This window comes from Shewanella sp. SG41-3 (assembly GCF_014164545.1).
GTDB lineage: Bacteria > Pseudomonadota > Gammaproteobacteria > Enterobacterales > Shewanellaceae > Shewanella > Shewanella vesiculosa.
In genome coordinates this window covers 639724-665041 of record NZ_JACJFJ010000001.1, presented here as the reverse complement: position 1 = coordinate 665041, position 25318 = coordinate 639724, and the positions used below count along the sequence as shown (strand labels likewise).

18 protein-coding genes and 1 other RNA gene are annotated in these 25318 nt (G+C 40.9%); 10 read left to right on the top strand and 9 right to left on the bottom strand.

Annotated elements, in window-relative coordinates; genetic code table 11:
• Positions 1-2: 2 nt before the first annotated feature.
• From H5164_RS02870 to H5164_RS02835, 8 genes are all read right to left on the bottom strand, one after another.
• On the bottom strand, positions 3-620 hold the full coding sequence (locus H5164_RS02870; RefSeq protein ID WP_124016530.1) for an energy transducer TonB: 618 nt from the start codon (positions 618-620) through the stop codon (positions 3-5).
• Between the two features lies 1 nt (position 621).
• Positions 622-1026 (bottom strand): biopolymer transporter ExbD, encoded by a 405-nt coding sequence (locus H5164_RS02865; protein ID WP_124016392.1) that lies wholly within the window; start codon positions 1024-1026, stop codon positions 622-624.
• A gap of 13 nt (positions 1027-1039) precedes the next feature.
• A complete protein-coding gene (locus H5164_RS02860; protein WP_124016391.1) occupies positions 1040-1567 on the bottom strand; it encodes a MotA/TolQ/ExbB proton channel family protein in 528 nt (175 codons plus the stop codon).
• Positions 1567-2922: a MotA/TolQ/ExbB proton channel family protein gene (locus H5164_RS02855; protein ID WP_124016390.1), complete on the bottom strand. Its 1356-nt coding sequence runs from the start codon at positions 2920-2922 to the stop codon at positions 1567-1569. The genes H5164_RS02860 and H5164_RS02855 overlap by 1 nt, the downstream gene beginning before the upstream one ends.
• On the bottom strand, positions 2922-3704 hold the full coding sequence (locus H5164_RS02850) for a DUF3450 domain-containing protein (RefSeq protein WP_124016389.1): 783 nt from the start codon (positions 3702-3704) through the stop codon (positions 2922-2924). The genes H5164_RS02855 and H5164_RS02850 overlap by 1 nt, the downstream gene beginning before the upstream one ends.
• Positions 3705-4084: 380 nt before the next feature.
• Positions 4085-5047: a class I SAM-dependent methyltransferase gene (locus H5164_RS02845; RefSeq protein WP_182697037.1), complete on the bottom strand. Its 963-nt coding sequence runs from the start codon at positions 5045-5047 to the stop codon at positions 4085-4087.
• A gap of 252 nt (positions 5048-5299) precedes the next feature.
• Positions 5300-7912, bottom strand: a complete 2613-nt coding sequence (locus tag H5164_RS02840; RefSeq protein ID WP_182697038.1) for a TonB-dependent receptor domain-containing protein — start codon at positions 7910-7912, stop codon at positions 5300-5302.
• Positions 7913-8450: 538 nt separating this feature from the next.
• Positions 8451-10871 (bottom strand): DNA polymerase II, encoded by a 2421-nt coding sequence (locus H5164_RS02835; RefSeq protein WP_182754660.1) that lies wholly within the window; start codon positions 10869-10871, stop codon positions 8451-8453.
• A gap of 93 nt (positions 10872-10964) precedes the next feature.
• On the opposite strand from H5164_RS02835, the gene dinG reads away from it, so the two are divergent.
• The 6 genes from dinG (at position 10965) to H5164_RS02805 (ending at position 16473) form a co-directional block, all read left to right on the top strand.
• Positions 10965-13040 carry an ATP-dependent DNA helicase DinG gene (gene dinG / locus H5164_RS02830; RefSeq protein ID WP_124016385.1) on the top strand — a complete coding sequence of 692 codons (2076 nt, stop codon included), beginning with the start codon at positions 10965-10967 and terminating at the stop codon, positions 13038-13040.
• Positions 13041-13048: 8 nt separating this feature from the next.
• A complete protein-coding gene (locus tag H5164_RS02825; RefSeq protein WP_124016384.1) occupies positions 13049-13822 on the top strand; it encodes a TSUP family transporter in 774 nt (257 codons plus the stop codon).
• The gene (locus H5164_RS02820) at positions 13819-14481 is read left to right on the top strand and encodes a primosomal replication protein (protein ID WP_124016383.1); all 663 of its coding nucleotides are present in this window, start codon (positions 13819-13821) and stop codon (positions 14479-14481) included. The genes H5164_RS02825 and H5164_RS02820 overlap by 4 nt, the downstream gene beginning before the upstream one ends.
• A gap of 9 nt (positions 14482-14490) precedes the next feature.
• A complete protein-coding gene (locus tag H5164_RS02815; protein WP_124016382.1) occupies positions 14491-15192 on the top strand; it encodes a DUF2057 domain-containing protein in 702 nt (233 codons plus the stop codon).
• Positions 15193-15194: 2 nt separating this feature from the next.
• A complete protein-coding gene (locus tag H5164_RS02810) occupies positions 15195-16106 on the top strand; it encodes a histone deacetylase (protein ID WP_124016381.1) in 912 nt (303 codons plus the stop codon).
• Positions 16107-16176: 70 nt separating this feature from the next.
• A complete protein-coding gene (locus H5164_RS02805) occupies positions 16177-16473 on the top strand; it encodes a late competence development ComFB family protein (RefSeq protein WP_182754658.1) in 297 nt (98 codons plus the stop codon).
• A gap of 171 nt (positions 16474-16644) precedes the next feature.
• Here the strand turns inward: H5164_RS02805 and ffs are convergent.
• Positions 16645-16741: signal recognition particle sRNA small type (gene ffs / locus H5164_RS02800), an RNA gene on the bottom strand.
• Positions 16742-17332: 591 nt separating this feature from the next.
• Between ffs and H5164_RS02795 the strand changes: the two genes are divergently transcribed.
• From H5164_RS02795 to H5164_RS02780, 4 genes are all read left to right on the top strand, one after another.
• On the top strand, positions 17333-19507 hold the full coding sequence (locus H5164_RS02795) for an OmcA/MtrC family decaheme c-type cytochrome (RefSeq protein WP_182754656.1): 2175 nt from the start codon (positions 17333-17335) through the stop codon (positions 19505-19507).
• Between the two features lie 289 nt (positions 19508-19796).
• Complete coding sequence (locus H5164_RS02790; RefSeq protein WP_182754654.1) at positions 19797-21758, top strand: OmcA/MtrC family decaheme c-type cytochrome; 1962 nt, start codon at positions 19797-19799, stop codon at positions 21756-21758.
• Positions 21759-21854: 96 nt separating this feature from the next.
• Entirely contained in the window at positions 21855-22844 is a 990-nt protein-coding gene (locus tag H5164_RS02785; protein ID WP_124016377.1) for a DmsE family decaheme c-type cytochrome, read from the top strand.
• Between the two features lie 12 nt (positions 22845-22856).
• On the top strand, positions 22857-24944 hold the full coding sequence (locus H5164_RS02780) for an MtrB/PioB family decaheme-associated outer membrane protein (RefSeq protein ID WP_182754652.1): 2088 nt from the start codon (positions 22857-22859) through the stop codon (positions 24942-24944).
• The last annotated feature ends 374 nt before the right edge of the window (positions 24945-25318 follow it).

The window sequence follows — 25318 nt, the reverse complement described above, 5'->3', positions numbered from 1 at the left end:
ATCTACCTCCCTTTCTCTAGTGTGAAGTCAAGCTGAACTGTCATACCGGTTTGTTTTAATGGCTTGCCATCAACGATCTTTGGCTTATATTTCCATTTCTTCAATGCGCGAATCGCTTCGCGATCGAATAAACGTTTAGGTTCAGCCTGGATGACAGAAACATCATCAACACCACCAAGTTCGTTAATCGTAAATGAAAGTTGAACATAACCCTCTTTACCATCACGAGCAGCAGCAATTGGATACTGTGGCTCAATACGAACGATAGGGGTAGCATCACCATCACGAGTCATCATATTGCCAAGTTTAAAACCTGTACTTGGTCCACCAGCTTCGATACCACCCATATTGAACGCCATATTAGTGTCAATATTAGTTGATGAATCTGGCGGAGTAGTATCCGGCTTCGGTGGCTGCTCCGGTGGTGGAGGTGGCTTAGGTGTAACCCTTGGTTTTTTCTGTGCCTTCGAATCCTGTTTATCCATCGTAATTTCAATAACAGGGGATTCCACTGAGTCGCCGTTGCGTTGTGCGCCACCGCCGACTAGGAAAGCCATGAAAGCAAACAGCCCAAAAGTCACTGCAGCACCAATGATTATTGATACGAGTGCTCTTAGCATATTACTCATTCCCCGCTGATACTGAAATTTTGTCAATACCGGCAGCTTTAACATTATCAAGCACTTTAACGACTAAACCATGTAAAGCGTCTTTGTCTGCTTGAATCAATACAGCTGCTTCTGGTGCTTCCGCTAACATACGCTCTACGTTTGCAGTTACACGCTCGATATCAACCTGACGGTTTTCCATCATAATGACGCCAGTTTTGCTGATGCCAATAAAGATGTTTGCCGATGGTTTAGACGTAGCCTGTGACGCTTTAGGCTTGTTGTAGTCTAAGCCTGATGGCTTAACAAACGATGTTGTTACAATGAAGAAGATCAGCATGATAAACACGATGTCTAGCATCGGGGTCATATCAATCTGCGCTTCCTCTTCCATACTGGAATGCTTCTTACGTGCCATGTTCAATCTCTCTCTAGTGGTGAGGCATGCTGTCTTTTAGCTTTTCTAAACTGATTCTCATTTTTGAGTCTAAACGAGTGCTAAAGAATACACCCGATAGAGCTGCAACCATTCCTGCCATAGTTGGCATAGTGGCCATAGAGATACCAGCGGCCATTAAACGAGCATTACTCGTCCCCTGAACTGCCATCACATCGAATACTGAAATCATACCGGTTACAGTACCTAATAAACCAATCATTGGACAAATGGCTACTAAGGTTTTGATTAACAGCATACGTGCATTCAAATCTTGCTTCGCTTGGGATAACCAAGCTTCACGGATACGGTGAGCATGCCAAGAAGTCGTTTCTTCTCTTGCTTCCCATGACGCGATAACGGCTTGATGTTGTTTTGGTGATATCCAGTTGAGATACCAGTAACGCTCAAGCATTAACACCCACATTAGGAATAGCACAGCTGCAACCAGCCAGAGGACATCGCCTCCGGAGGCCATGAAGCCCCTGACGGAATCCCATACGTCCATCAGGATTAGCATCATTAGTCAGCCCTCTTCTCAGCATGTTCTGCAATGATACCAGCACTTTGTTCTTCAAGAACTTGAACAATAGACTTGCTACGAGCTACTACGATTGCATGTAATAACATTAGAGGCAATGCAGCGATAAGACCTTGAACAGTCGTAATAAGCGCCATTGAAATACCACCAGCCATCAATTTAGGGTCACCAGTACCGAATAATTGAATTGATTGGAAGGTTGCGATCATACCGGTAACAGTACCCAATAGACCCATCATAGGAGCAATAGCTGCGATAACTTTGATGATAGAAATACGCGCTTCTAAAGCAGGTGTTTCTTTTAATATCGCTTCATCAAGTTTCAGCTCAAGTGTTTCAACATCAACATCTTTGTTTGATTGATACACTTTTAAGATGCGACCTAAAGCGTTATTACCAGGCTTCTCAATGTTCTTACGTTGGCTATTAACTTTACCGCCAATGATAGTAAGAGTCACTAGACGCTCAATAGCAATTAATGCACCCAATGCTAATAAAGCAAGAATGATATAACCAATAGTTCCACCGGCTTCTAAACGATCTTCTAGGCTAGCTTTGTTAGTGAAAATATTCAATAACACGCCACGAGCAGGATCGATATAGAAAGGAGCTACACCTGAAGTAGTGTCTTCCCATGTACCAACAGCGCTAACTTGGTAACCTTCTGGCTGTTGTGATAGCTGTTGAATTAAACCAAGTTCTGGCTTGTAAACAACATATTTACCATCAGCAGTTAAGTTGAAAGGACCTACACGGTGGATAGAAGTGGTCTCAACATTGCCATCGATCGCGGTGACGTCACCTTGGAATTTAACAACTTTACCAGATTGAACCATTTCAAAAAGCTGAGCTTCCCAAAACTGCTCTAACTCTTCAATTTTAGGTAGTGACTTACGCGCACCAAGTTCAGCAATAAAAGCATCGCGACCTGGATACTGAGCACTAATGTTAGATGCTGCTAGCTTACCAGCGAAATCACCAGCTTCACCTTTAACAACACCAAACATCTCACCTAAGTCACCTTGTGCGGTTTTTAAGTCTTCTTCTAACTGAGCAATTTTACGCTCGTTATCTAAAAATGCTTGGTTTAAATCTTTACCACGTTGCTTTTCAGCAGCAAGGGCATTTTTCTCGCGCTTAAGTAATTCAGCTTTATCACCACGTTCAGCTTGAAACTCTTGTTCACGCTTAGCGTTTGTTTTGCCTTCATTAGCACGATCAACTTTAACTTGTTGTAATAGTTGATCAATGGTTTTTGGTGCATCTGCAGCAGAAACCATACCAGCCGTTAAAGAGAAAGTTGCAGCCACTAGCACTGATGTAATTAACTTCTTCATTATTGTGCAGTCTCCGCAGCAGGAATTGGTAATGCGAATAGGTCTAATGCGCCTTGCTTACGAGCAATACGGATACCTTTAGTAATGTCGCGTAGATAGCTGTCGTCTAACTTGTTCCAAGACTTAGCATCAGCATCGTACATCCATGCTATTTTTTGATCTAAGCTTTGTGCGTAAAGTGCAACGCGGCCTAAATTAAAGAAATCAACTAGCACTTCTTTGCCGTCAAGGCTTAGCTTACCGGTATGTACAGCAACGAAATTACCATACTCACGCTCAATGCTATAAGCATCAAGGATTAGACGATATTTCTCTGCCAATGTAACTTCTGCAGTATTAAGAATATCTTTTAGATTTTTAACACGGTTCTGACGAACTTCCGTATTAAAAGGTAAATCTAAATTAACAAACTGTTCTAGAGCATCAACCATTTTAAACATTAATGGCACAACACCTTGACGAAGTTTATCAACGCCATTGATATCAGTTTGAATTAAATCAAGTGAATTTTGTTGATCAGCTACCAAGCCTGCAACGTAATCATTGTATGCTTTCAATGATTCACGCTCATCAGCTACGCTGCCATACTCAAAAAGCATGTCTTGTGCTTGGTCAAAATATTTGTCGACTTTCTGTTGTGACGCAGCAGAAGCAGCATTAAGGCTACTATCCGCTTTTTGAACGTCAGCTAGAGGATCTGCAACAACGAAGTTGCTACTAGCTAAAGCCAGAGCGCCAACAAGTGCAGTAGCGATTTTTGTTCTATTGCTTACCTTGGACATAGTTCCCAACCAATTTGAAGTGAATTAAAAAGTTCAACTTTGTGAAATAGCGATGATCTAAAATTGTGATCAATGTTACTTCAACTAAGTACGTCTTTTTCTTGTGATTGTTAGTTTTTCTTCCTTTTTCTGCACCTATTAAGGCGCAGACCCATTAGCATCATTCCACAAAATGTTGACCTATGTCAACATTTGAAAAGTTTAAAAACTAGTAGAAAGAGCCGTTATAGGAGCGAATGTTGATGAAAGGTTAATAATTAAACATGTGCAAGATGATTATGTAGTAATTAAGTGTTAAGGGATAATTTTTATTTGTTTTTATTCAATAGCTTACAAAGTAATGGCCAAGTTACTTTATTGTAACCTCACCTTTTTTCTAATTATGAAAATAATTTTGAAGCATGCAAATACCAAGCTAATACTTCATCTTGATCATTCTTAAGTATTTTAAGTTCATTTAACGTCATATTATTGAGCTGTAGTTTTTCCAAAAAAATAGCTAACTTTGATTCATCAAAAGATGCATCAACCAATTCAGTTAAACGTAATTTTAACGTATCCATTTGTATTGTAATAAATTCAATAAACTCTAACTTTTTTGTAACAGGCCAGAATAATCCATTTTTAAAAAATTGAGCCACAAAGCGCATCAACTCGCAATCTTGAGCTGCCGCGTCATCAAACATTACTAGCGATTTAATCAATTGATTGATTTCTGTTCTAACGCTCTCACATTGTGGATCTTTTTTAATACGATCAACATCTTTCGAATTATTGACATTGCCCATTGCATTAGCCATTTTGACTAAACACTCTATAAGCAAATTGACTTCTTTTTTCTGTATTAAATTCAAAATTCTTCGGTTTCGATTGAGGATCATCGAACGTTTATGGTGAAACACAATAACAAACTGACCATCACTTTTTATGACTCTATTTGCTTCTTGAAGAGATTTTTCGACATTTGAATACTCAAAACCAAATTGGGATATATAAAGGTCTACGGAGTTTGCCTCAAATGGGAGCTGTTCACAGCGAGTATTAGACATCAAGGCGATATCAATATTATGATTATTTTGGTTTTCAGAGCTAGCTAAACTAACTTCTGCTAAATCGACACCAACAACCTTACCGGTTAATTCACTGGTTAATAATTCATCGCGAAGTAACAGAGGTAATGAGCCATTACCAGTACCAACATCGACAACTAAAAATTTTTCAGTTAAGCCATTAAAAATCGGTTTCCACACACTTTTCAATATGCCGTCATAATTACCAGATAAAGCCTCACCGAATGACGTGGTGTGTCCTTGCTGCCAATATTCACTCCAGTGATTATTCATTGATTCTCCTTAATTAATGACAATGTATTGCTTAATTATCTCAACTCAGGATGAGATAAATTGATAAAAATGAGTTTAACTCAAGCCAACGATACCTAACCTTCACATAAATATACTCACAAGGAATAATATTGATATCTGAATTATTTTCCATTATGAGTTAAACAGCTAAGCCAAAAATACCGTGGGTAAATATAAACTAAATAAAAAGGCTCCCGAAGGAGCCTCTCTTGTCTTATGTCTAATTAAATATTAGAACTTAAGAGTATAACTTGCACGGTATTCACGACCGTAGTTGTTATATAGATCAGGGTTTTCGTATATTCCAACAGAACTCAGTACTGGATCTTCATCTGTTAGGTTGTTAACACCTAATAACAATGAACCATAGTTACCTGCATCATACACGTAGCTGATATTGTGGATTAACCAAGAATCTAAATGGCCAGTATCATCATCTTCATAAGTAGATGCTGTGTAGCTCATGTTCCATGAGAATCTGTGATCGCCCATGCTGTAGTTAGTGGTAAAGTTAGACTTGTAGTCAGGTGAACCATTCCAACCAGCGATGTCAACGGCTTCAGAACCACCTTCAACTTCTTGGATATAATCTAGCACGAAACTGTTGTTCCAGTTGAAGCCGATATCACCAATTGCCGTTTCAAACTTAGCGTTAAGCGCGACGTCAATACCAGTAATTTCTAATTTGTCACCGTTACCATAACCAGTACCAACTTCTAAAGCACGTCCTAATGAACCATCAACGCCATTTGGAGCACGTTTAACATAGAAAGTGTCATTTTCTGCTAGAGTACCAGCACCAATACCACGCATAACGTTGGTAATTGTACGACGACTGATTACGTCATCAATTTTTAAGTTAAAGTAATCGACCTTAACACCGATATCATCAACGATATCCCATGCAACACCTAGGTTAGTATACTTAGATGTTTCAGGACCTAGGCTATCGTTAGCACGAATATAAGTATCATACTGTTTTGAACTACAATCTGCATCAGAGATACCTGCAGATTCACAGAACGGATAATCGGTACCTGTATCAGCACTGAATGTTGTTGCTGCATACAACTGATCTAATGAAGGCGCACGGAACGCTTCAGAGTAAGATGCACGTACTACAACGTTATCAAGAGCTTGCCAGCGAACAGAAGCTTTTGGTGCTACGTTATCACCAAAATCACTGTAATCATCGTAACGAGCTGCAAGGTTTAATTCAATGTCATCTGTTAACGGTAATACCGCTTCATAGAACATTGCCCATACTTGACGATCGCCACCAGCAGAGTTACCAGCACTACCACCAACTAAGCCAGCTTCTGACTGAGCGTCATACACTTCGCTATATTGTTGGTCGAAATATTCCATACCAACGTAATGTGCAACAGCACCACCTGGTAATTCGAACGCGTCAAAACCAATACCAGCACTGTATTGATCAAATGTAGCACGACCTTGTGTTAAGGTTGTGGTTTTCATGTTATTGATACCAGCTTCAGAGCCTAAATCAATATCATTTGCTTGGTTATAAGCTAGACCAGCATAGCTTAAGTAGTACTCACCGATAGACTTGTTATCAGCGATGTTGTGGTGGTAGTAAAATTCCCACTCAGCATCGTTTAGCGCACTAATCGTACCACGCAAACCAGTTAAATAATCTTGGTTGTAATCGTCAACGTTACCGTCACGAGTACCGATACCAACCCAACGGAAATAGCCAGTGGTTTCTTCACCATATGGATTATGTGGGTTGTCTGCTGCCATGCTATTCCAAGCTGCTGCAGGAGGCGCATAACGACCAAATGAGTTACCAGCAGTAACCATCACACGGCCAAACCATTCAATGTCTTCTGCAATTTCATAGTTAGCATCAACATAAACAGTATTACGCTCTGTAGATGCTTTGTTATAAGAAACGTTAGCAAAAGCATACATACAATAAGTAGAGCCAGCTCCACCCCAATCATTGTCAGCTTTAACAGTTTGGAATACATCTGAACCATACTGTGCTTCTAAGTCATTACATAATAATGATGCTTGTGCAGTAGAGAAATCTGGAGCAGCTACAGTTGCACCATAAATACTCCAACCTGAAGTTTCTTCATAAGCTTGGATTTCACCGTCGCCGTTGAAATCTGTCATGCTCGCTGCAGTGTATGGACGGTCAGCGTCAGAAATACCTTTACGATCCTGGTGGTCAAACGAGAAAGTAATGTTACCTTTGTCCATTTGATAACCAGCAACAACAGAGAATTCTTTACTTGTTAATCCGCCGTCTTGGTCACGAGAACCACCGCCAACGTTGAATTCGATACCTTGATAATTCTTCTTCATGATGATGTTAACAACACCAGCAATCGCGTCAGAACCATAAGTAGAAGATGCACCGTCAGTCAGAATGTCAATACGTTCTACTGCGGCCATTGGAATAGCGTTCAAGTTAGCAGATGCACCACCTAGAGTAGGTGAACCTGGGAAACGCTTACCATCGATAAGTACTAGAGTACGGCTTGAGCCTGCACCACGTAAATCGATCGTTGCTTGAGATTGTGCAGAACTACCTGAACGCTCAGAGAATGAACCGAAAGAGTTCAAGTTACTGTTACGAAGTGCGTCAGCAACTGTAAAGTTACCTTCCATCTTCATATCTTCAGTTGTAATAGTCGTAATTGGTGAAGCGCCTTCAAGGTCAGAACGCTTAATGCGCGATCCAGTAACCTCAATACGTTCTACTTTTGCGCCATCTTCATCAGCAGCAAAAACTGCTGGTGAAGCGAATGCAGCTGCTGCTGCACCACTGATCAGTGCTAAGCGCACTGATTTAGCTAATACGTTCTTATGCATTGTCTATCTCCCTGGACTTTTTTATGTCTTTCTTATAATGCTAACAACTTTTTAGTTGTTAGTTCAATGAGAGGATGCAACAGAAAACAATCACAACCACCCAATTACAGATGCAATAAAATCACATTTGAAACAACTAATCAACAACTGATGAACTGTAAGCACAAAAGTTAATCAAATGTAACAAAAGCAACTGTTAACAATTATGAACAGGGTGTTTTTTTTACTATAAAAAACAACAGACTAGGTTTGACGGCTTTTTAAGTAAGGCTTTGCTAAATCTAAATAGAGAAAGTTAACATTATGTTTTAATTTACCATTTGTTCGAAGTAAGCTTTTTTCATCACTTGGAGCAAATATAAAAATCTTATCGACTAATAAAAAGAGATATGTTGATAATAATTTAACATTTCATCAACTGGATTGCTTTTGATAAATGTAAACAATCCTAACCTCTCTTATGGAAGAGTACTTAACCATTCCAGCTAAATGCATGCTGTTATCTTGTGGCGACAAGCTAATATTTGAGATGAATAGATTAAAGTAATAGCAGTTGATTATTTACCAGTGAGTCAAAAGAATGCCCACAAAGTTGTAGGATGGGTTCTGCGATGGGTTGAATTTGTTTACTGATGTAATATTCATAATCAATATTAGTCGGTTTGGCTTCAATGGCCTGTGCTCCCGTTAGAGTCATGACATAGCGGATTTTTTGGCCTTTTCGGGTAACGTTTTTGTCTCCTAGAATATCGGCAAGCTGTTTAGCCGCTTTCACATGAGGTGATGATTTTGCGGTATAATCTTCGACATTACGTCTTAAGCGCTTTGTAAATATCAGTTCATTGTCCCTGGCTCCATGATTAATTGCTGCCAGCTCATTGGTTAAGTAATCAATCACATCTTCGCCTTTAAAAAACAGTTCGTACAAATGGTATTGCATCCTACGGGCAATCGGACTCCAATCGCTTCTTACCTGCTCCATACCTTTAAAGGTTAATAGCAATTGTTGAGCCTCATTTAATACAGCACCAACATAGCGTTTTTTACTGCCTTCATCTGAGCCTCTTAGTGTGGGCATAATAAATTGTTCGAAATGTGTTTCAAATTCAAGTTCGAGATAACTGTCTAATTGATATTCTTGCGTGCACCATTGAAGCCAACGCTGAGTAATCGATACCGACAGGTGCTTACCCACAGCTTGAATATCGGTAATGCCATGATTATCGCCTAACCACACAAAAGTGGAATCGGTGTCACCATAAATCACCTGATAACCGCACTCTTCTATCCACTGTTTAGTCAGTTTCATAATTTGGTGACCGCGCATGGTAATTGAACTGGCTAATTTTGCATCATGAAAAACACAACCTCGAGAGCCGAGCACTCCATATAAGGAGTTCATAATAATTTTTATTGCTTGCGATAAAGGCGCATTTTTATCACTTTTGGCTAACTCTCTTTGTTCTGCAAGACTAGCAACCAGTGCCGGTAAAATTGGCGAGTTACGACTAAAATGAGCCCCTAAATACCCTGCTACTGTGTTTGTGTCACCTGTGACATCATTTATATACATGCCTTCGACTAATCCTTTAGGATCAATAAGAAATGTTCTGATTATCGATGGGTATAGACTTTTAAAATCTAATACTAAAACATCTTTATAATAGCCAGGGATAGAGGACATAACATAGCCACCAGGACTCTCTAAACCATTACTGGCAGGATGTGCTGGTGCCACAAACCCACTTCGATGTAAGTGAGGAAGATACAAGTGATAAAATGCCGCAATTGATGCGCCAACGCGGCCAAATTCCAAACCGGTTAACTTGGCACGTTCAAGTGCGAAGTTTAATAACTGAGTTTTTTCAAAAATATCCCAGACTAAGCGACAATCGGTAATATTATAAAAAGCCAGCGCATTTTTATCTTGTTCAAATAAATGGGTAATTTCCTGACCACGATTTTCAACATGGTCAATGGCTTTTCCTTCTGCCAATAATTGTCGCGATACAGACTCTAACGAAAAGCTATCAAATTGATAAAAAGCCGCTTTAAGCCAATCAATGCCATCCAACACCACTCGCCCTGGGAGCGATAAGGTTTCTGGTCGATATTTTTCGGCTACTTTCCAGCTTAACTCGGTATTTCCACGGCCAATGATTAAAGGGATGTTATGTAATACGCAACGTTTATATAATAAAGCTAAATCGAAGGTGACCACTGCCCAACCGATAATAATATCGGGGTCATATTCACTAAACCACGCAATTAATAGCTGTATCAGCTCAACTTCATCTTTAACCCAAGTAATAAATTGATGACAATCCGCTTGCGGCTCGCCAACCATAAATACACATTGATATTCGCGGCCATACAAACCAACAGAATATAACTCTCCTGCAAAGCTGCACTCAAAATCTAACGAAATCATCTTAAGCGGTATACTAACCACTTGGTCTGCAGGTATTTTTCTGGCACGATTAATCGATAACACTGGCATTGATGAAGCGGAATACATATCTTGATAACGACCAACACACTCAATGTCTAAAGCGATAAAGCGCTCAATAAGAAAGCGTTGTTCTGGCCTGATATCGGTTTCAAATAAGGTAATACCGATATCTTGAGCAATGCGACTGACTAATTTTAGCTGGGTATTAGACTTTAGATACAATGCACTAATCGGTTCATGGGCAAAACTCATCAGTGATATTGATTCCGCTTTAAGGACGAAACCGACTTTTGGGCTCAATAGATCAACATCTTGCTGACGACAGAAACATATCACCTCACTGTGATAAAGCTCTGCTAGCACAGGCCCCTGAGCGGTTTTAATATAATATTGCAAGACTAATTGCCCATGTCGATAAATCGCATGGCGCGTTAATACTTGTCCCTGAACATTATGATCAGTAGCCGGGTTATTTGTTGGCTTTACTTCGGGTTTGAATTCCTGCACCAGTTTACTCAATTTGATTTATTACTTCGTGGCATGCTAATTCACTGTTATTATGTACAGCATAATTCAGTCTATGTAGAAATCATACTTCCTATGCTACCGGATAAGATAAAAAGTCAAATTCGTACCATTTATAAAGAAATTGCCACATCAATGCCGCAATTTCGCTCGCGTCGCGAGCAAAACTATATGGTAGCGGAAATATCTAAAACGTTAGCAGGTGAATATGACAAAGACCGTCGGATTATTGTGGTTGAAGCGGGTACTGGTATTGGTAAATCCTTGTCCTACATTTTAGGCGCTATTCCTTTAGCCGTTGCCACGAAAAAGAAAGTCTGCATTGCCACTGCAACCGTAGCACTTCAAGAACAATTACTGCATAAAGACTTGCCATATTTTTTACAGCAATCCGGTATTGATTTTAAATTTGGTCTGGTAAAAGGCCGTCAACGCTATGTCTGTTTAGCCAAGCTTGAAGCTATGATCGGCGCACAAGACAGCTCGCAAATTGCTATGTGGCAAACCAAGCCCGATCAAAGTCAAATTAATGAATTACAAAAGCTACATCAAGATTTCCACCAAAAACGTTGGAATGGTGAAATCGATACTTTAAAGCACCCTATCCCTGATTTTTTATGGCAACAAATTTGTTGTGACAAACACAGTTGCCACCGTCAAGTATCGGCGCACCATAATTGTCCATTTCATAAAGCCCGTGAAGACGTCGACACATGGGATGTGTTAATTGTTAACCACAGCCTCTTATTTGCCGATTTAGAGCTTGGTGGTGGCGTCATTTTACCTGAACCGGAAGACATGTTTTATGTCATCGACGAAGCTCACCATCTCCCCATTGTCGCAAGAGACTTTTCCAGTGCTCAAGCCACATTGCGAGGAGCATGTGATTGGTTAGAAAAGGCCTCAAAGACCTGTTCTAAGCTGCAGAATCAGCTCAAAACCACCCATATTATTGCCCCAGTGCAAGCGATGCTTGATCACACCACAGATTTAACTAATTTACTCACCCAAGTGGCTCATTATTGTGATACTCAGCCGCAGCTATTTGCCAATCCTGAATCTCGGCTTCGGTTTGAACATGGCAAATTACCGCCATCATTATTAATACAGGCAGAAAACCTGGCCACGGCATCGGGTTCTGCTGTAAAGCAGTTTAATAAAGTCGTTTCTGTGTTAAATGAAGCCATCAAGGATGGAGAAGTCCCTAAGCATCAATCTGAAGGTTTGCTGTCTGAAACAGGCTTCATCTTACAAAGACTAGATAACTTACATAAGTTATGGAAAATGATGGCTAAAGAGGACAGCAAAAAAGGCGCACCAATGGCACGTTGGGCTGAACTAATAACAGGCAAACAGCAAGATTATCTATTTTGTTCATCGCCTATAGAAGTCGGCTTTATGCTTGAGTCCATGCTGTGGCAAAAAGCCGCTGGAGTCGTATTGTGCAGTGCCACCCTGCGGGCATTAAATAGCTTTAACCATTTTGCTCACCAAATTGGATTATCAATCAACGATGGCAGTCGTTTTTTAGCTTTACTGTCTCCTTTTGATTATGAAAATAATGCCACCTTATTCATTCCTCAAATGGTTAATGAACCTACCGACGATAATTACACTGCAGAACTGGCACAACATATTGTGACATTAATTGATGGTGAAATGGCCACCCTAGTGCTGTTTGCTTCCTACTGGCAAATGGACAAAGTGGTTGAATTAGTTGAAGGAAAAATTTCTAAAGAACAACTTTTTGTGCAAGGCGCTATTCCACGTCAACAAATATTAGAACAACATAAAAAGCGCTGTGATGACGGCTTACCTAGTATTATTTTCGGCACGGGCAGTTTTTCTGAAGGTCTTGATTTACCCGGTGATTATTTAACAAATCTCATCATTACAAAGTTGCCATTTGCAGTGCCGACATCACCGGTTGAACAAGCTCACGCGGAATACTTAAAAGTAAAAGGCGGTAATCCATTTTTACAGCTGACAATTCCTGATGCTTCACGTAAATTAGTCCAAAGTTGTGGCCGACTGCTACGCAAAGAACAAGATTATGGTCGTGTGACCATTTTAGATCGTCGTTTAGTCACTAAACGTTATGGCAAATCATTGATTGATGCCCTTCCTCCTTTTAGACGTGTCATTGAATAGGTATTGAGTTGGATTTATTATTAGACCCTAGCCACTGGGCTGTATTAGCGGTCATTGGTATTATTGCTGGTTTTATTGATGCTATTGTTGGTGGTGGTGGGCTGCTTTCTATTCCTGCATTACTGACTGTAGGTATTCCACCTCATCTAGCGTTAGGAACAAATAAGCTGGCAGCTTGTTTTGGCTCCTTTACCTCAAGTTACACCTTCTACAAAAAACAATTGTTTACCCCCGCATTATGGAAAACGTGCTTTTTTGCTACCCTTATTGGATCGATAGCAGGTTGTGGCTTAGTGTTTTTGATTGACCCACAATGGTTAGATAAAATATTACCACTGCTCATTATTAGTATCGCGATATATACTTTATTTAGCCCCAAAGCGATGGGCCAAGAAAATATACCCGCGCCAAAATTTAGCTCATCTAAGTACAAACAAATTAGCCAAGGATTTATTTTAGGTGGCTATGATGGTTTTGCCGGCCCAGGTATTGGTGCTTTTTGGACGGTATCGTCTATTTCGCTGTATAAGCTGCCTCTTCTGCAGAGTTGTGGATTAGCACGAGTCATGACAGCAGTGAGTAACATCACCGCATTAATCATTTTTGCATCGATGGGTCAAGTGCAATGGATGCTGGGCTTATGGATGGGGGTATGCATGATGGCAGGTTCGTTTATCGGCGCAAGAAGTGCGATTCGATTTGGAATACCTTTTATTAAACCAATATTTATTATTATGGTATTGTCGATAGCGGTCCATCTTACGTGGAGTGCCTGGGCATGAACACCCAACAATTGGTCTCAATGTTAAAACAGCAGCTTGCACAACTTGAGCAAGATGCGTTAATCCACGACCAAAATTTAGCACCGTCACAACGGCAATCATTAATCGACATTGAACGTTTTAACAGTCAACTGTTTGCTCAACAAGGCGCTCAATTAAGCCCTTGCATCATCCAGTTGCGCCAAGACATTAAACAACTTGAAAAACAACTATTTCTTAAGTTGGGTGGTAATGTTATTCAACTCAGTTGTAATCGTATTCAAGACAGATTTAGTGCCTTGCGCAGAGCATTACTCACCACAGATATCAATCTTAAATCCGAACAACAGCGCAAAGCCAGTAATCGGGCTCGATATGCAAAAAAACAACAACAAGCTATTCAAGACAGTGGTTTTGGCTGGATAGCCAGTAATGTGATGCAAAACAGCCATCAACTCTATGCCGAACTCAATAAACATTTAAATTGGGCGAAAAAAATAGAGCAAAAAATACAACAAATGGAAGCAACGCTTGAATTCTGTCATAGTAATGACAAAATAAAATTGCAAAATGATATCCTTTCAATGCATCGTCGCTTAGGGAAATGCAAACAAGCAACCAGTTATATTGAAGAGCGTATTCAACTTTTTGAAAGACCTCGCCAAAGTTACCCACGTTAAGGAGAAACAATGAAATCTTTATTTACAACAAGTGCGCTTTTGGCATGTTTAACATCATCATCGGTATTAGCTGCTAATTTAACCATCCCAATGTCTTTTGAGTACCTTGCACTTGATGGTACAGAAGTTGAAACGAGCATGTTCAATCACCAATCGGATTTAGCCTTAACCAATGGCACCCATAAGATTGCGATTCGTTATCATGATGTGGTCGATGATTCCTTTAGCGATAGTCAAACGTTTATAAAATCAACCCCGCTAATTGTTACCTTAACGGTGGATGGCGATCATCAGTACTTATTGCAACCCGCTCAAGGTGACGTGATTAAGAATCCAAAAGCATTTGCAAAAAAACCACAAATCAACATTAAGCGTCAAGATAATATGGCTGTAACTTACAGCGTTGAACAAACTAATTTTACTGAAGACTCATTTATTACCAGCCTATTTAACAAAAAAAACCAAAATGATATTGAAACCCTATCGGCTTCGGCAACGGGTAGCGGTATTCAACCAACACAAACAGTAGCAGTGCAATCAGATGTTGCATCGGCTACAACAATCAGTGCACCAGTTATCGCAACAGTGCCTGCAGCAGCGGCTCAAAAAACCACCCCAGCACAAGCAGAACAAATGCTCCAGTATTGGTGGTTACAGGCCGACGATAAAACCCGTAAAGAGTTTATGGGCTGGGCAATCAAGCAACTCTAGTCTTGAAGTATATTCCCTTTGTATATCACGCCAGCTATTCACAGCTGGCGTTGCCTAGCACCCATCGTTTTCCAACCAGCAAATATCATAATTTGTACCAGCATGCACTCAAGCATCAATTGTTATTTGAGCAGTATCGCCAAACTCCTTCGCCCATTGATAAAGAAATACTGTATGGCATTCATTGTCCTCTGTACGTAGAACAATTTATTAATGGCACCTTAGATCACAAAGCCCAGAGACGTATCGGCTTCCCATGGAGCAATGAGTTAGTCAGGCGAACTTTACACGCCGTAAATGGAACTCGTTTGTGTGCTGAGCTAGCGCTTGAGCACGGTATAGCGGTTCATTTAACTGGTGGCTATCACCATGCACATTACGATTTTGGCAGTGGTTTTTGCATCTTTAATGACTTAGTCATCGCGGCTAGATCGGCCATTGATGCTAAAAAAGCAGATAAAGTACTTATTTTTGATTGCGACGTGCATCAAGGTGATGGCACCGCCACATTGACTCAAGGTCACTCAGACATCATTAGTTGTTCAATACACTGCGCGCAAAATTTTCCATCAAGAAAACAGCAATCTGACCACGACATCGATCTCGATAAAGGCTGTACTGATAGTGATTATCTTGACCACATAAGACAAATATTGCCTTACCTCATTCGTCTGCATCAGCCTGACCTGATCATTTATGATGCTGGAGTCGATATTCATCAGCATGATGACCTTGGCTACTTTGCTATTTCGACTCAAGGTATTCTCGATAGAGATAAACAAGTCATATCGATCGCAAAAATGCACAACATCCCACTTGCAGCGGTTATAGGTGGAGGCTATAGTCGTAATGAAGATGAATTAACACTCAGACATAGCCAATTATTAATTGCAGCAAATCAATTATGGTTGTAGCAGAGTAAAAAAATACTCTCGACATCGAAGTGAATGTCGATAAATCGAACCGTCTCAATGGAGCGTAATAATGCAATTAGAGATCCGAAACTATTATGAAGTTCTATTAATGGAAATGCTGAGAGATGAAGGCTTAATGGACGAGTTGCCAGAAGAATACTTAGCCGATTTATGTTGCGTCACATTGAATCAGTTACCGGTTAGGTACATTCGTCATTTAGTCGACACCTATTTTTTTGAAAATTATCAAGAACTCAAACAGATGAAAACTGAAATAAGTGAAGCACTGGAACGTTCAAGAAAATTTCTGAAAATGAATTTGCAAAAACGCTTACAAGAAGAAGCTGAAATTGCTAGCGAGCAATAAGGTATGGCGAAACCATGTTTAACTGGCAACTAATAAGTTAAGTCGGTGCTTTAGGTATGAGTTGAAATAGACTAATAGGGATTTATTATTCAATAGTCGCTAGATTAAGGTATTTATTAAGCGCATTGATTGATGCTGTTGAGTAAGTCATTGGGGGGAATAATGGAGGTTCCCCTAGAGCCACACCCCGGCACACGAGTCACTTGCTGCGGTTGCTCCCTTCCAGGCCTGGCCGAGTTCACAAGTTATCATTGCGGGGGGACCCTAGGGTCACCATTGACTTCTGAAACATGAAATATAACGTTTATGTGTCAGAACGGGGCGATTATCCCCTAACCTATTGCCTTGATCAAGCCTTTATCTTAATAAGTTCTCAATCACTTACCTAACTGCGCAATACTTAACCTTAACGCGAAATTCAACATGTAATAACTGCAGGGTTAACCGACAAAAATTTATCCATTTTTAGATCATCTATATCAAACTCCCCCATTCATTAGCTAACAAGACTCATTTACGCAGCATATTTCAGCAGCTGGCAGTCCATTTAAGCAGAAGATATCGACAAAGAGTCATTGCTTAGGCCTTATCATTGACGAGATAAAACAAGAACCATATGACTGCTTAATGGATCCATTAATACCTGTACTCACGTCTTAAGCTAATGCGATATCTCCTATCAACATAGGCCAATCTTCATCAAGTATTGTTACCCACAAAGGAATAGTCAGATCTTAGTCACAACTCTAGACTTAATTCAATGAGTAAGTCGCCAAGGTTAGCTAACATAAGAATTGAATAAAATCCGCATACGTTTAACCAACAGTGAATGCGAGATAACAAAAAATGCAGGGAATACATGATGAAGACAATAACAGTTAGTCCCGCTACAAAGGCGGTATTTAGTGCAGGGCTTATTGCTTTTGCGCTTACAGGGTGTGGAGGCAGCGATGGAACTAATGGCGAGGACGGACCTGACGGCATTATTGGTGTCAATATTGATGCAACATCGACCTTAAAAGCAACTTTTACTGACGCAAGCATAGTCGATGGGAAAGTCAGTGTTGCCTTTAACCTTAAAAATGCCAATGGCGTTGCGGTATTGGGACTAACAAAAGATCATGATCTCCGTTTTGGTATTGCCCAATTAACCCCAGTGACCGAAATGGTTGGTGCTGAGGGGGCTAAAGTTGAAGTTGACCGTGGTTATCAATGGCAGTCTTATATCAACTCGGCCAAACAACCTAATGCTAGCTGGATAGCTGATGGTGAAACCAACATATCTCCTTCAGCACAATATCAAGCTGAGGTTGAAGCTGCATCAAAGTGTGTTGACTGCTTAGTGGATAATCTCGATGGTTCATACTCATACACTTTTCAAACTAATATTGCTCAAGTAACAGACCCAATAAGTATTACTTACCAAGCTGATGACACTCAGCGTATTACCTTAGAATTAAAGCAGCCACTAATCACTGCAAATGCCCATTATGATTTCCAACCATCAACCGGCTTAACCGAAGGTATTGCGTCACGGGATGTAGTATCGATAACGGCTTGTTATACCTGTCATCAACCGGAAAGCTTAGCATTACACGGTGGTCGCCGAGTCGATCTTGAAAACTGTGCTTCTTGTCATACCGCAACATCAGGCGATCCTGAAACCGGCAACAGTGTTGATTTTACCTATATGATCCATGCGATTCATAAAGGTCAAGATCGCGTCACCAGCACCGCAGACGGCGAAGTAGCTGCCCCTTACAAAGTCATTGGTTATGGCGGCGGATTGCACGATTACGGTAAGGTTATGTACCCACAAAAGCCTGCTGCAGATTGTAGTGCATGTCATGTTGAAGGGACTAATGCTCCCAAAGATGCCGCGCTGTTTAATGCCAATAAAAGTGATACCGCTTGTATTGCATGCCATACAGAATTGGCGTCTCAACAACATGTTGGTGTCGGTACAAATTGTACTTCTTGCCATGTGGAAGAAGGCTATGGTCGCAGTGCAAAAGAAGCTCATGGCGATGTCATGAAAGCCTATAATGAAACCCAAACCATGAAGGTAGTCTTTAGCGATGTTACCGTGACAGCTGATAACAAGTTCAGTACTAATGTGAGCTTTACTGATGCCAGTGGTCAGATATTACCCGCTGAGTATATTGATGATGGTAGTCGTATTGTCATGGCATGGGACAGTGACAAAAACTACCCTACGTATCAAGATGCCAGTTACAGCAATCGTCGTATTAAATTAAGTGAAGGTACTGCCAACACAGATAATAGCTGGACGTTAGTTTGGGATAAGGTCACCTTACCAACAGATTATGTGGGTAAAACATTTGAACTATGGTCAGCAGTCACAGCCTGCTTTAATCATGGTGGCTACGGTAGACCGGAAGTTAAACTCACTGCTTGCAGTGCTGATGATATCCAAACAGTGGAAATCAAAAGTGAGCCTTATCATTTTGTTATGGCTGCAAGTGTAATAGACGATAGCCAAACCGCTACCGTACGTAGAAATATTATCAATACCCAAAGCTGCCAAGGTTGTCACAACCAAGAAGTGTATCACTATGATAATGGTGTAAATTGCCAAACATGTCATACCGCAGATAAGACTCTTAAGACTGACAACACTTATCCTGGTGGCAAAAAATCAACCAGCTTTGCCTTTAAAGCTCACAGTGCTGAAGGCCATTACCTCAAGCATGCCGGTGTAGAATCTGGCACTGTGTTAAAAACCGACTGTAAAACCTGCCACACGGCTGATGGGATACAACTTGGTAGAGCCGCTGACAGAGTATGGCGTTATGGCGACATAGAAACGGGTGCAGATGTGTGGATGTCATCAGATACTGGAGCCTGTTTAAGTTGTCATCAAAAGTATCGTACCGATGCCACTGTGTCTCATATTGAGTCCAATGGCGGTATTGTTGATGGTATGAGTGAAGACGATGTTCATACTCGTGCATCTGAAATATGTTCAACCTGTCATACGGTTGAACGAGTCACTAAAACCCATGGTTTCTAAGCTTAATATATAAATACTTAAATTGTTTTACCCATCAAAGACCTTAGCATATTGCTAAGGTCTTTTTTCTAGCGAGAACAATCATTCCCCTACAAACCCTGTATTTTATGTACCCCTTAATTAATAGGCAGATCGCCATCACACAATTACGTTCGCTTTACAGACGAGTTGCCGTTTGTAAAGTAATCTTAGTGTTGGGAAAATTAATTCCAACATCAACTTAACTGAAAAAGATAATTGCAGAAGATACTGCCAGTAAGTTAGATGGATGACCTTTGCAGGGAAAAATATGATGAATACAAAATACACAAAAATGGCATTGTTACTTGCTATGTCAGCGTCAATGACACTAGTAGGGTGTGGCGGAGGCGATGATGGTGAACCTGGCAATCCTGGCAACCCTGGCGGCGAGCCTGCTGAAGCGATCAAAACACTAAACTTAGATATCACCAAAGTCACTTATCAAGACAACAAACCGACTATTGAAGTTTTTGCAACCAATGAAAAAGACCTTCCGATTGCAGGCCTTAAAGACTTGGAAGTGAAAAAAGTGGTTCAATTGATTCCAGTTGGCGCTAGCGGACCGGGTAATTCAGCGCAATGGCAATTTATTGGATCCGAAAAAACCTTTACCGACCACGGTAACGGGAATTACAGTTTTACCGTCAATGTTGAAGGTTTTAATCCAGAGCTGACACAACGTTACAACGTCATAGCAAGTGCTTCTACTTTGCAAGACGGGGTTACCAGTGTTCCGCGAACCGAAATCACCGAAGATTTTGACGGCGAAGGGTTTCAAGCTAAATACACCAAAAACATAGTAAGCGGAGCCACTTGTAATACCTGCCATGCAAAGGGTGAAAGCATTTATCATAGCTACACTGACTTAGAAACCTGTACATCTTGCCATACCAACGAAATGGCCATTGAAAAAGACAAGGTTCAAGTTGAATTTAGCCATTTGATCCATAATGTTCATAACAATGCCAAAATGTATGGCCGCAACTTAGACAAGAGTGCAGAAGCAGCATATGCGATAGTCCAAGACAATTGCACCACTTGTCATGTCGATTCAGAACAACTAAGCGAATCGAGCAATTGGTCTCGAATTCCAACCATGGAAACCTGTTCAAGCTGCCATACCAATATTGACTTTAAAACAGGTCAAGGCCATCCACAACAAGTGGACAATTCAAATTGTATTGCATGCCATAATGCAAGCTGGACAGAAGAAATACACACCACTTCATATACTCAGAAAAAAGCATTTATCGACTCATATGGCATGACCGCCACATTGACCGCGAATAAATCTAGCCCTGAAGACAAATCAGCAACGCTATCGGTAACGATTTTAGATGCTAAAGGCGTAGCCATTGATGCTGCAAGCTTAGTCAGCAAAATTCAACGTGTTGAAACGCTAACTAACGTTGGTCCTAACTTCCCGATTATGGGATATAACCCTAGCCCAGGCAGTGGTTTAGCTAAAATCAGCAAAGACTTTATCAAAGCGGGTCTATTACAAGCGGATGTGGTCATTGAATCAGGTAACTTGGTATATACCATTCCATCATTACCGTTTGGTGCCGGCGACACAGATACAGCCTTTAGCTTTATCGGTCTTGAAATGTGTAATGATGGTATCCAAGCCATTGATTGTGCAGACGGCGTAGCAACCACCAGCATGAAAGCTGAACTTACCGTTGGCACTTTCTCTGGTAATGCCCCTAGCTATCGTCACACTGACTCGGTCAATTTTGATTCATGTGATAATTGTCATGGCGACACGTTTGAGCTCCACAAAGGTCACCATGCTGGTTTTGTCATGTCAGAACAATTAGGCCGTGAGCTTAATGGCGAACTTACCGTAGGTTTAGACGGTTGTGTGGCTTGTCATACACCCGATGGCACTTATGCATCTGGCGCTAATCAAGGCGCGATTGAAATGAAACTTCACAGTGTTCATGGTGAACAAGGCATTATCAAAGACTGTACTCAGTGTCATAACGACTTTAATCTTGATGCATTCAAAGTTAAAGGTGCACTCGCCACTTCTGCTGGCCTGTATACCACGCCTATCACAGCGACATGTGCTTCTTGTCATGGTTTTGACACGATTAAACAACATGCTGAAAGTCAGGGCGCAATTGTGAATGGTAGCTATCAAGAAGCCAATGATGCTGCGCAGTTAGAAACCTGTTTATTCTGCCATGCACCTACCATTGAAAATCACACACAAGTGAAATTTTAATTTGTTCATTGAGAGAGAAGCACAGCTTCTCTCTCATGCTATGACTTACTTCATCAAATGTTGATCATCAAAATGGACAAATTAGGAAGTCTACTTATGAAGACCACAAACTCAATCAATACCTTATTTTTCGCTCTACTGTGTCTAACAGCTTCGACTGTTTTTGTGTCGACTCACGTACAGGCGGCAAAGTGGGATGCCAGCATGACGCCGGCAGAAGTTGAAGCCACGTTAGATAAAAAATTCGCCGAAGGCAAATACTCGCCTAAAGGCGCCGACTCATGCCTGATGTGCCATAAAAAGTCTGAAAAAGTGATGGACTTATTTAAAGGCGTTCATGGCGCTATCGACTCTTCAAAAAGCCCAATGGCAGGCTTGCAGTGCGAAGCGTGTCACGGCCCACTAGGTTCACATAATCGTGGTGGTAAAGAACCCATGATCACCTTTGGTCCTACCTCTACACTCGCTGCAGATAAGCAAAATAGTGTGTGTATGAGCTGTCACCAAGATGATAAGCGGGTAGCATGGGACAGCAGCCATCATGCCAATGCTGATGTAGCTTGTGCATCTTGTCATAGCGTGCATGCTGCTCACGACCCTGTATTGTCAAAGCAAACTGAAATGGAAGTGTGTACCAGCTGCCATACCAAACAAAAAGCCGATATGAACAAGCGCTCAAGTCATCCTATGAAATGGAACCAAATGACCTGTAGTGATTGCCATAATCCACATGGCAGTTTGAGTGACTCAGATCTGGTTCAACCAACGGTTAATGAAACCTGTTACTCATGCCATGCAGAAAAACGGGGACCAAAGCTTTGGGAACATGCACCCGTTACCGAAAATTGCGTCAATTGCCACAACCCACACGGTTCGGTCAACGACGCTATGCTTAAAACTCGCGCGCCACAGTTATGCCAGCAATGTCATGCAAGTGACAACCATACCAGCAACGCTTATCTAGGTAACACGGATATGGGTTCAACTGTCAATGGCAATACCTTTACGGGTGGTCGCAGCTGCTTAAATTGTCATACTCAGATACATGGTTCAAACCATCCTTCTGGTAAATTACTGCAGCGCTAAGGAGATAATATTATGAATACTAAATTAAACCTCATTACCTTAGCGTTACTCACTAGCACCAGCTTTAGTCTTATGGCTGATGGGTATGGCCTAGCAAACGCTAAAACTGACAACATCAAATATGATGCTTGGAAATGTAAAGGCTGTGTTATCGCAACCGGTACCACTGGCACTGTTGGTGTGGGTATTGGTTACAACAGTGAAGATGATGTTCAATCCGCGAATGCATTTCATAGCAGCAATCAAACTGCAGGCAAAGTAGATGCTGATATTCGCTATCGCGGGAGTGATGGCTATCAAGCAAACTTGGCAGCCAATAACTTAGGTATGGACAACGGCCGCATGGAAATTGATGTTGGTAAACTAGGGTTGTATCGAATCAATCTTGGCTATCGATCCATTGCGACCTATCAAAGTAACAATGCATTAAGCCCTTACCAAAATATCGGTAGCGATAACCTAACTTTAGCCAGTAACTGGATTACCGCAGGTGCAAGTTCAGACATGCCAATGTTGTATAGCAGTTTAAACCCATTTGAATTGTCGCTTAAACGTGAACGTGCTGGACTTGGGTTTGAATATCAAACTGAATCAATGTTCACCACTTATGTTAATTTTCAGCGCGAAGAAAAAACGGGCACTAAGATCACCTCAGGCAGTTTCTTCACTCAATCGATGATGTTGCCAGAGCCTGTTGATTACACTACAGACATTTTAAACGCTGGGATTAAACTCCGCGGTGACAACTGGTTTACTAGTATTAACTACAATGGTTCAGTGTTTAGTAATAATAACCAGCAACTCGGCTTTGACAGTGCTTTTAATCCAACCTTTGGCGCACAAAATAGAGGTTACATTGCATTAGACCCCGATAACGAAGCTCATACCATTTCGTTGTTAGGTCAATATAACGATTCTATTACCAGTCTAAGTGGTCGTTTACTCTTAGGCCAAATGACGCAAGATCAACAATTGACCCAATTAGGGTATAGCTACTCATTACCTGCAGACAGTATTGATGCCAAAGTCGATATTACTGGCATGACACTTAAAGCGGTAACTAAACTCAGTCGTGCATGGCGCCTCACTGGTAGCTATGATTATAACGACCGTGAAAATAATACCCAAATTGAACAATGGACCCAAATTAGCATTAGCGATGTTACCGGCAAAGTAAGGGATAACACCCCATACGATCTCACCACTCATAGAGCTAAATTATCAACTGACTACCGTATCAGCCATGGTATCAAACTCGATGCTGGTTATGATTTCAGGCGCGATGAGCGCAGTAATCAAGGGCGAGAAACCACTGACGACAATAACGTTTGGGCTCGTTTACGCCTTAATAATTTTGATATGTGGGACATGTGGCTTAAAGGCAGTTTCAGCAAAAGAGATGGTTCTGAATATAAAGCATCAGAGTCATCATCAGCGGAGCAGAATCCATTATTGCGCCGCTACTACTTAGCTGATCGCGACCGCACTCAAATTGAGGCCCGCGTTAATCATAGTCCTATGGATAATTTGAATGTCGATTTTGGAGTTCGTTATGCTCTAGATGACTATACCAACACCCAGATAGGCTTGACTGAGTCCAAAGACACTAACTACGATATCAATATTAACTACATGATTAATGACGATATCAATGCGAGCACATTTTATAACCATCAAATCATAACATCCGCTCAATCTGGCAGTGCTAATTTGAATATTGCAACTTGGCAAGCCGAGATAGAAGATACAGTTGATGTGGTTGGTGCTGGCCTAAGTTATAACAACTTAATGGACAGTCGTTTACGCTTAGGCGTAGATTATACTTACTCAGACTCAGACAGCACGACCCAAGTCAGACAAGGTATTAGTGGTGATTACGGCGACTATTTTGCCAAAGTACATAACATTAATGTTTATGCACAGTATCAAGCAACCGAAAAAGTAGCCTTGCGAATAGACTACAAAATGGAAAAGTATCTTGATAATGACGACGCCAATGATATCGAACCCGATACCATTTGGAATGTGATGAGTTTCGGCAATTTACAGCATGACTACACAGCACACATGATTATGCTCAACGTCAGTTATAAACTGTAAGTAAAATAATAATGATGTGACAAAGTCAGTCATATTACAGAAAACGCCAACCTCTTTAGGTTGGCGTTTTGCTATCTGTCGGTTTGACATTAGCTATCGCGTAAATAGCTTTCTCGTCTAACGCTTAAGCTCATCGATTAATTTTAGAGCTTCACTGTATAAAAAACTTGCAATCCATACATATTTAACATTATATTAACAAAGTGAATTGCTTGTGATTGAAAATTGGGCAAAAGGATTTTGCCCCCCATTTTATTATTAATTGTTTTATGTCTCGCCTCCCCCGTCAAAATTAGCACTGCTAATCTTTATTATCTTATCGGTTATGTTCAGGTGCTTTATAGGCGCATTGTTTAGGATTAACAGTAACGGAC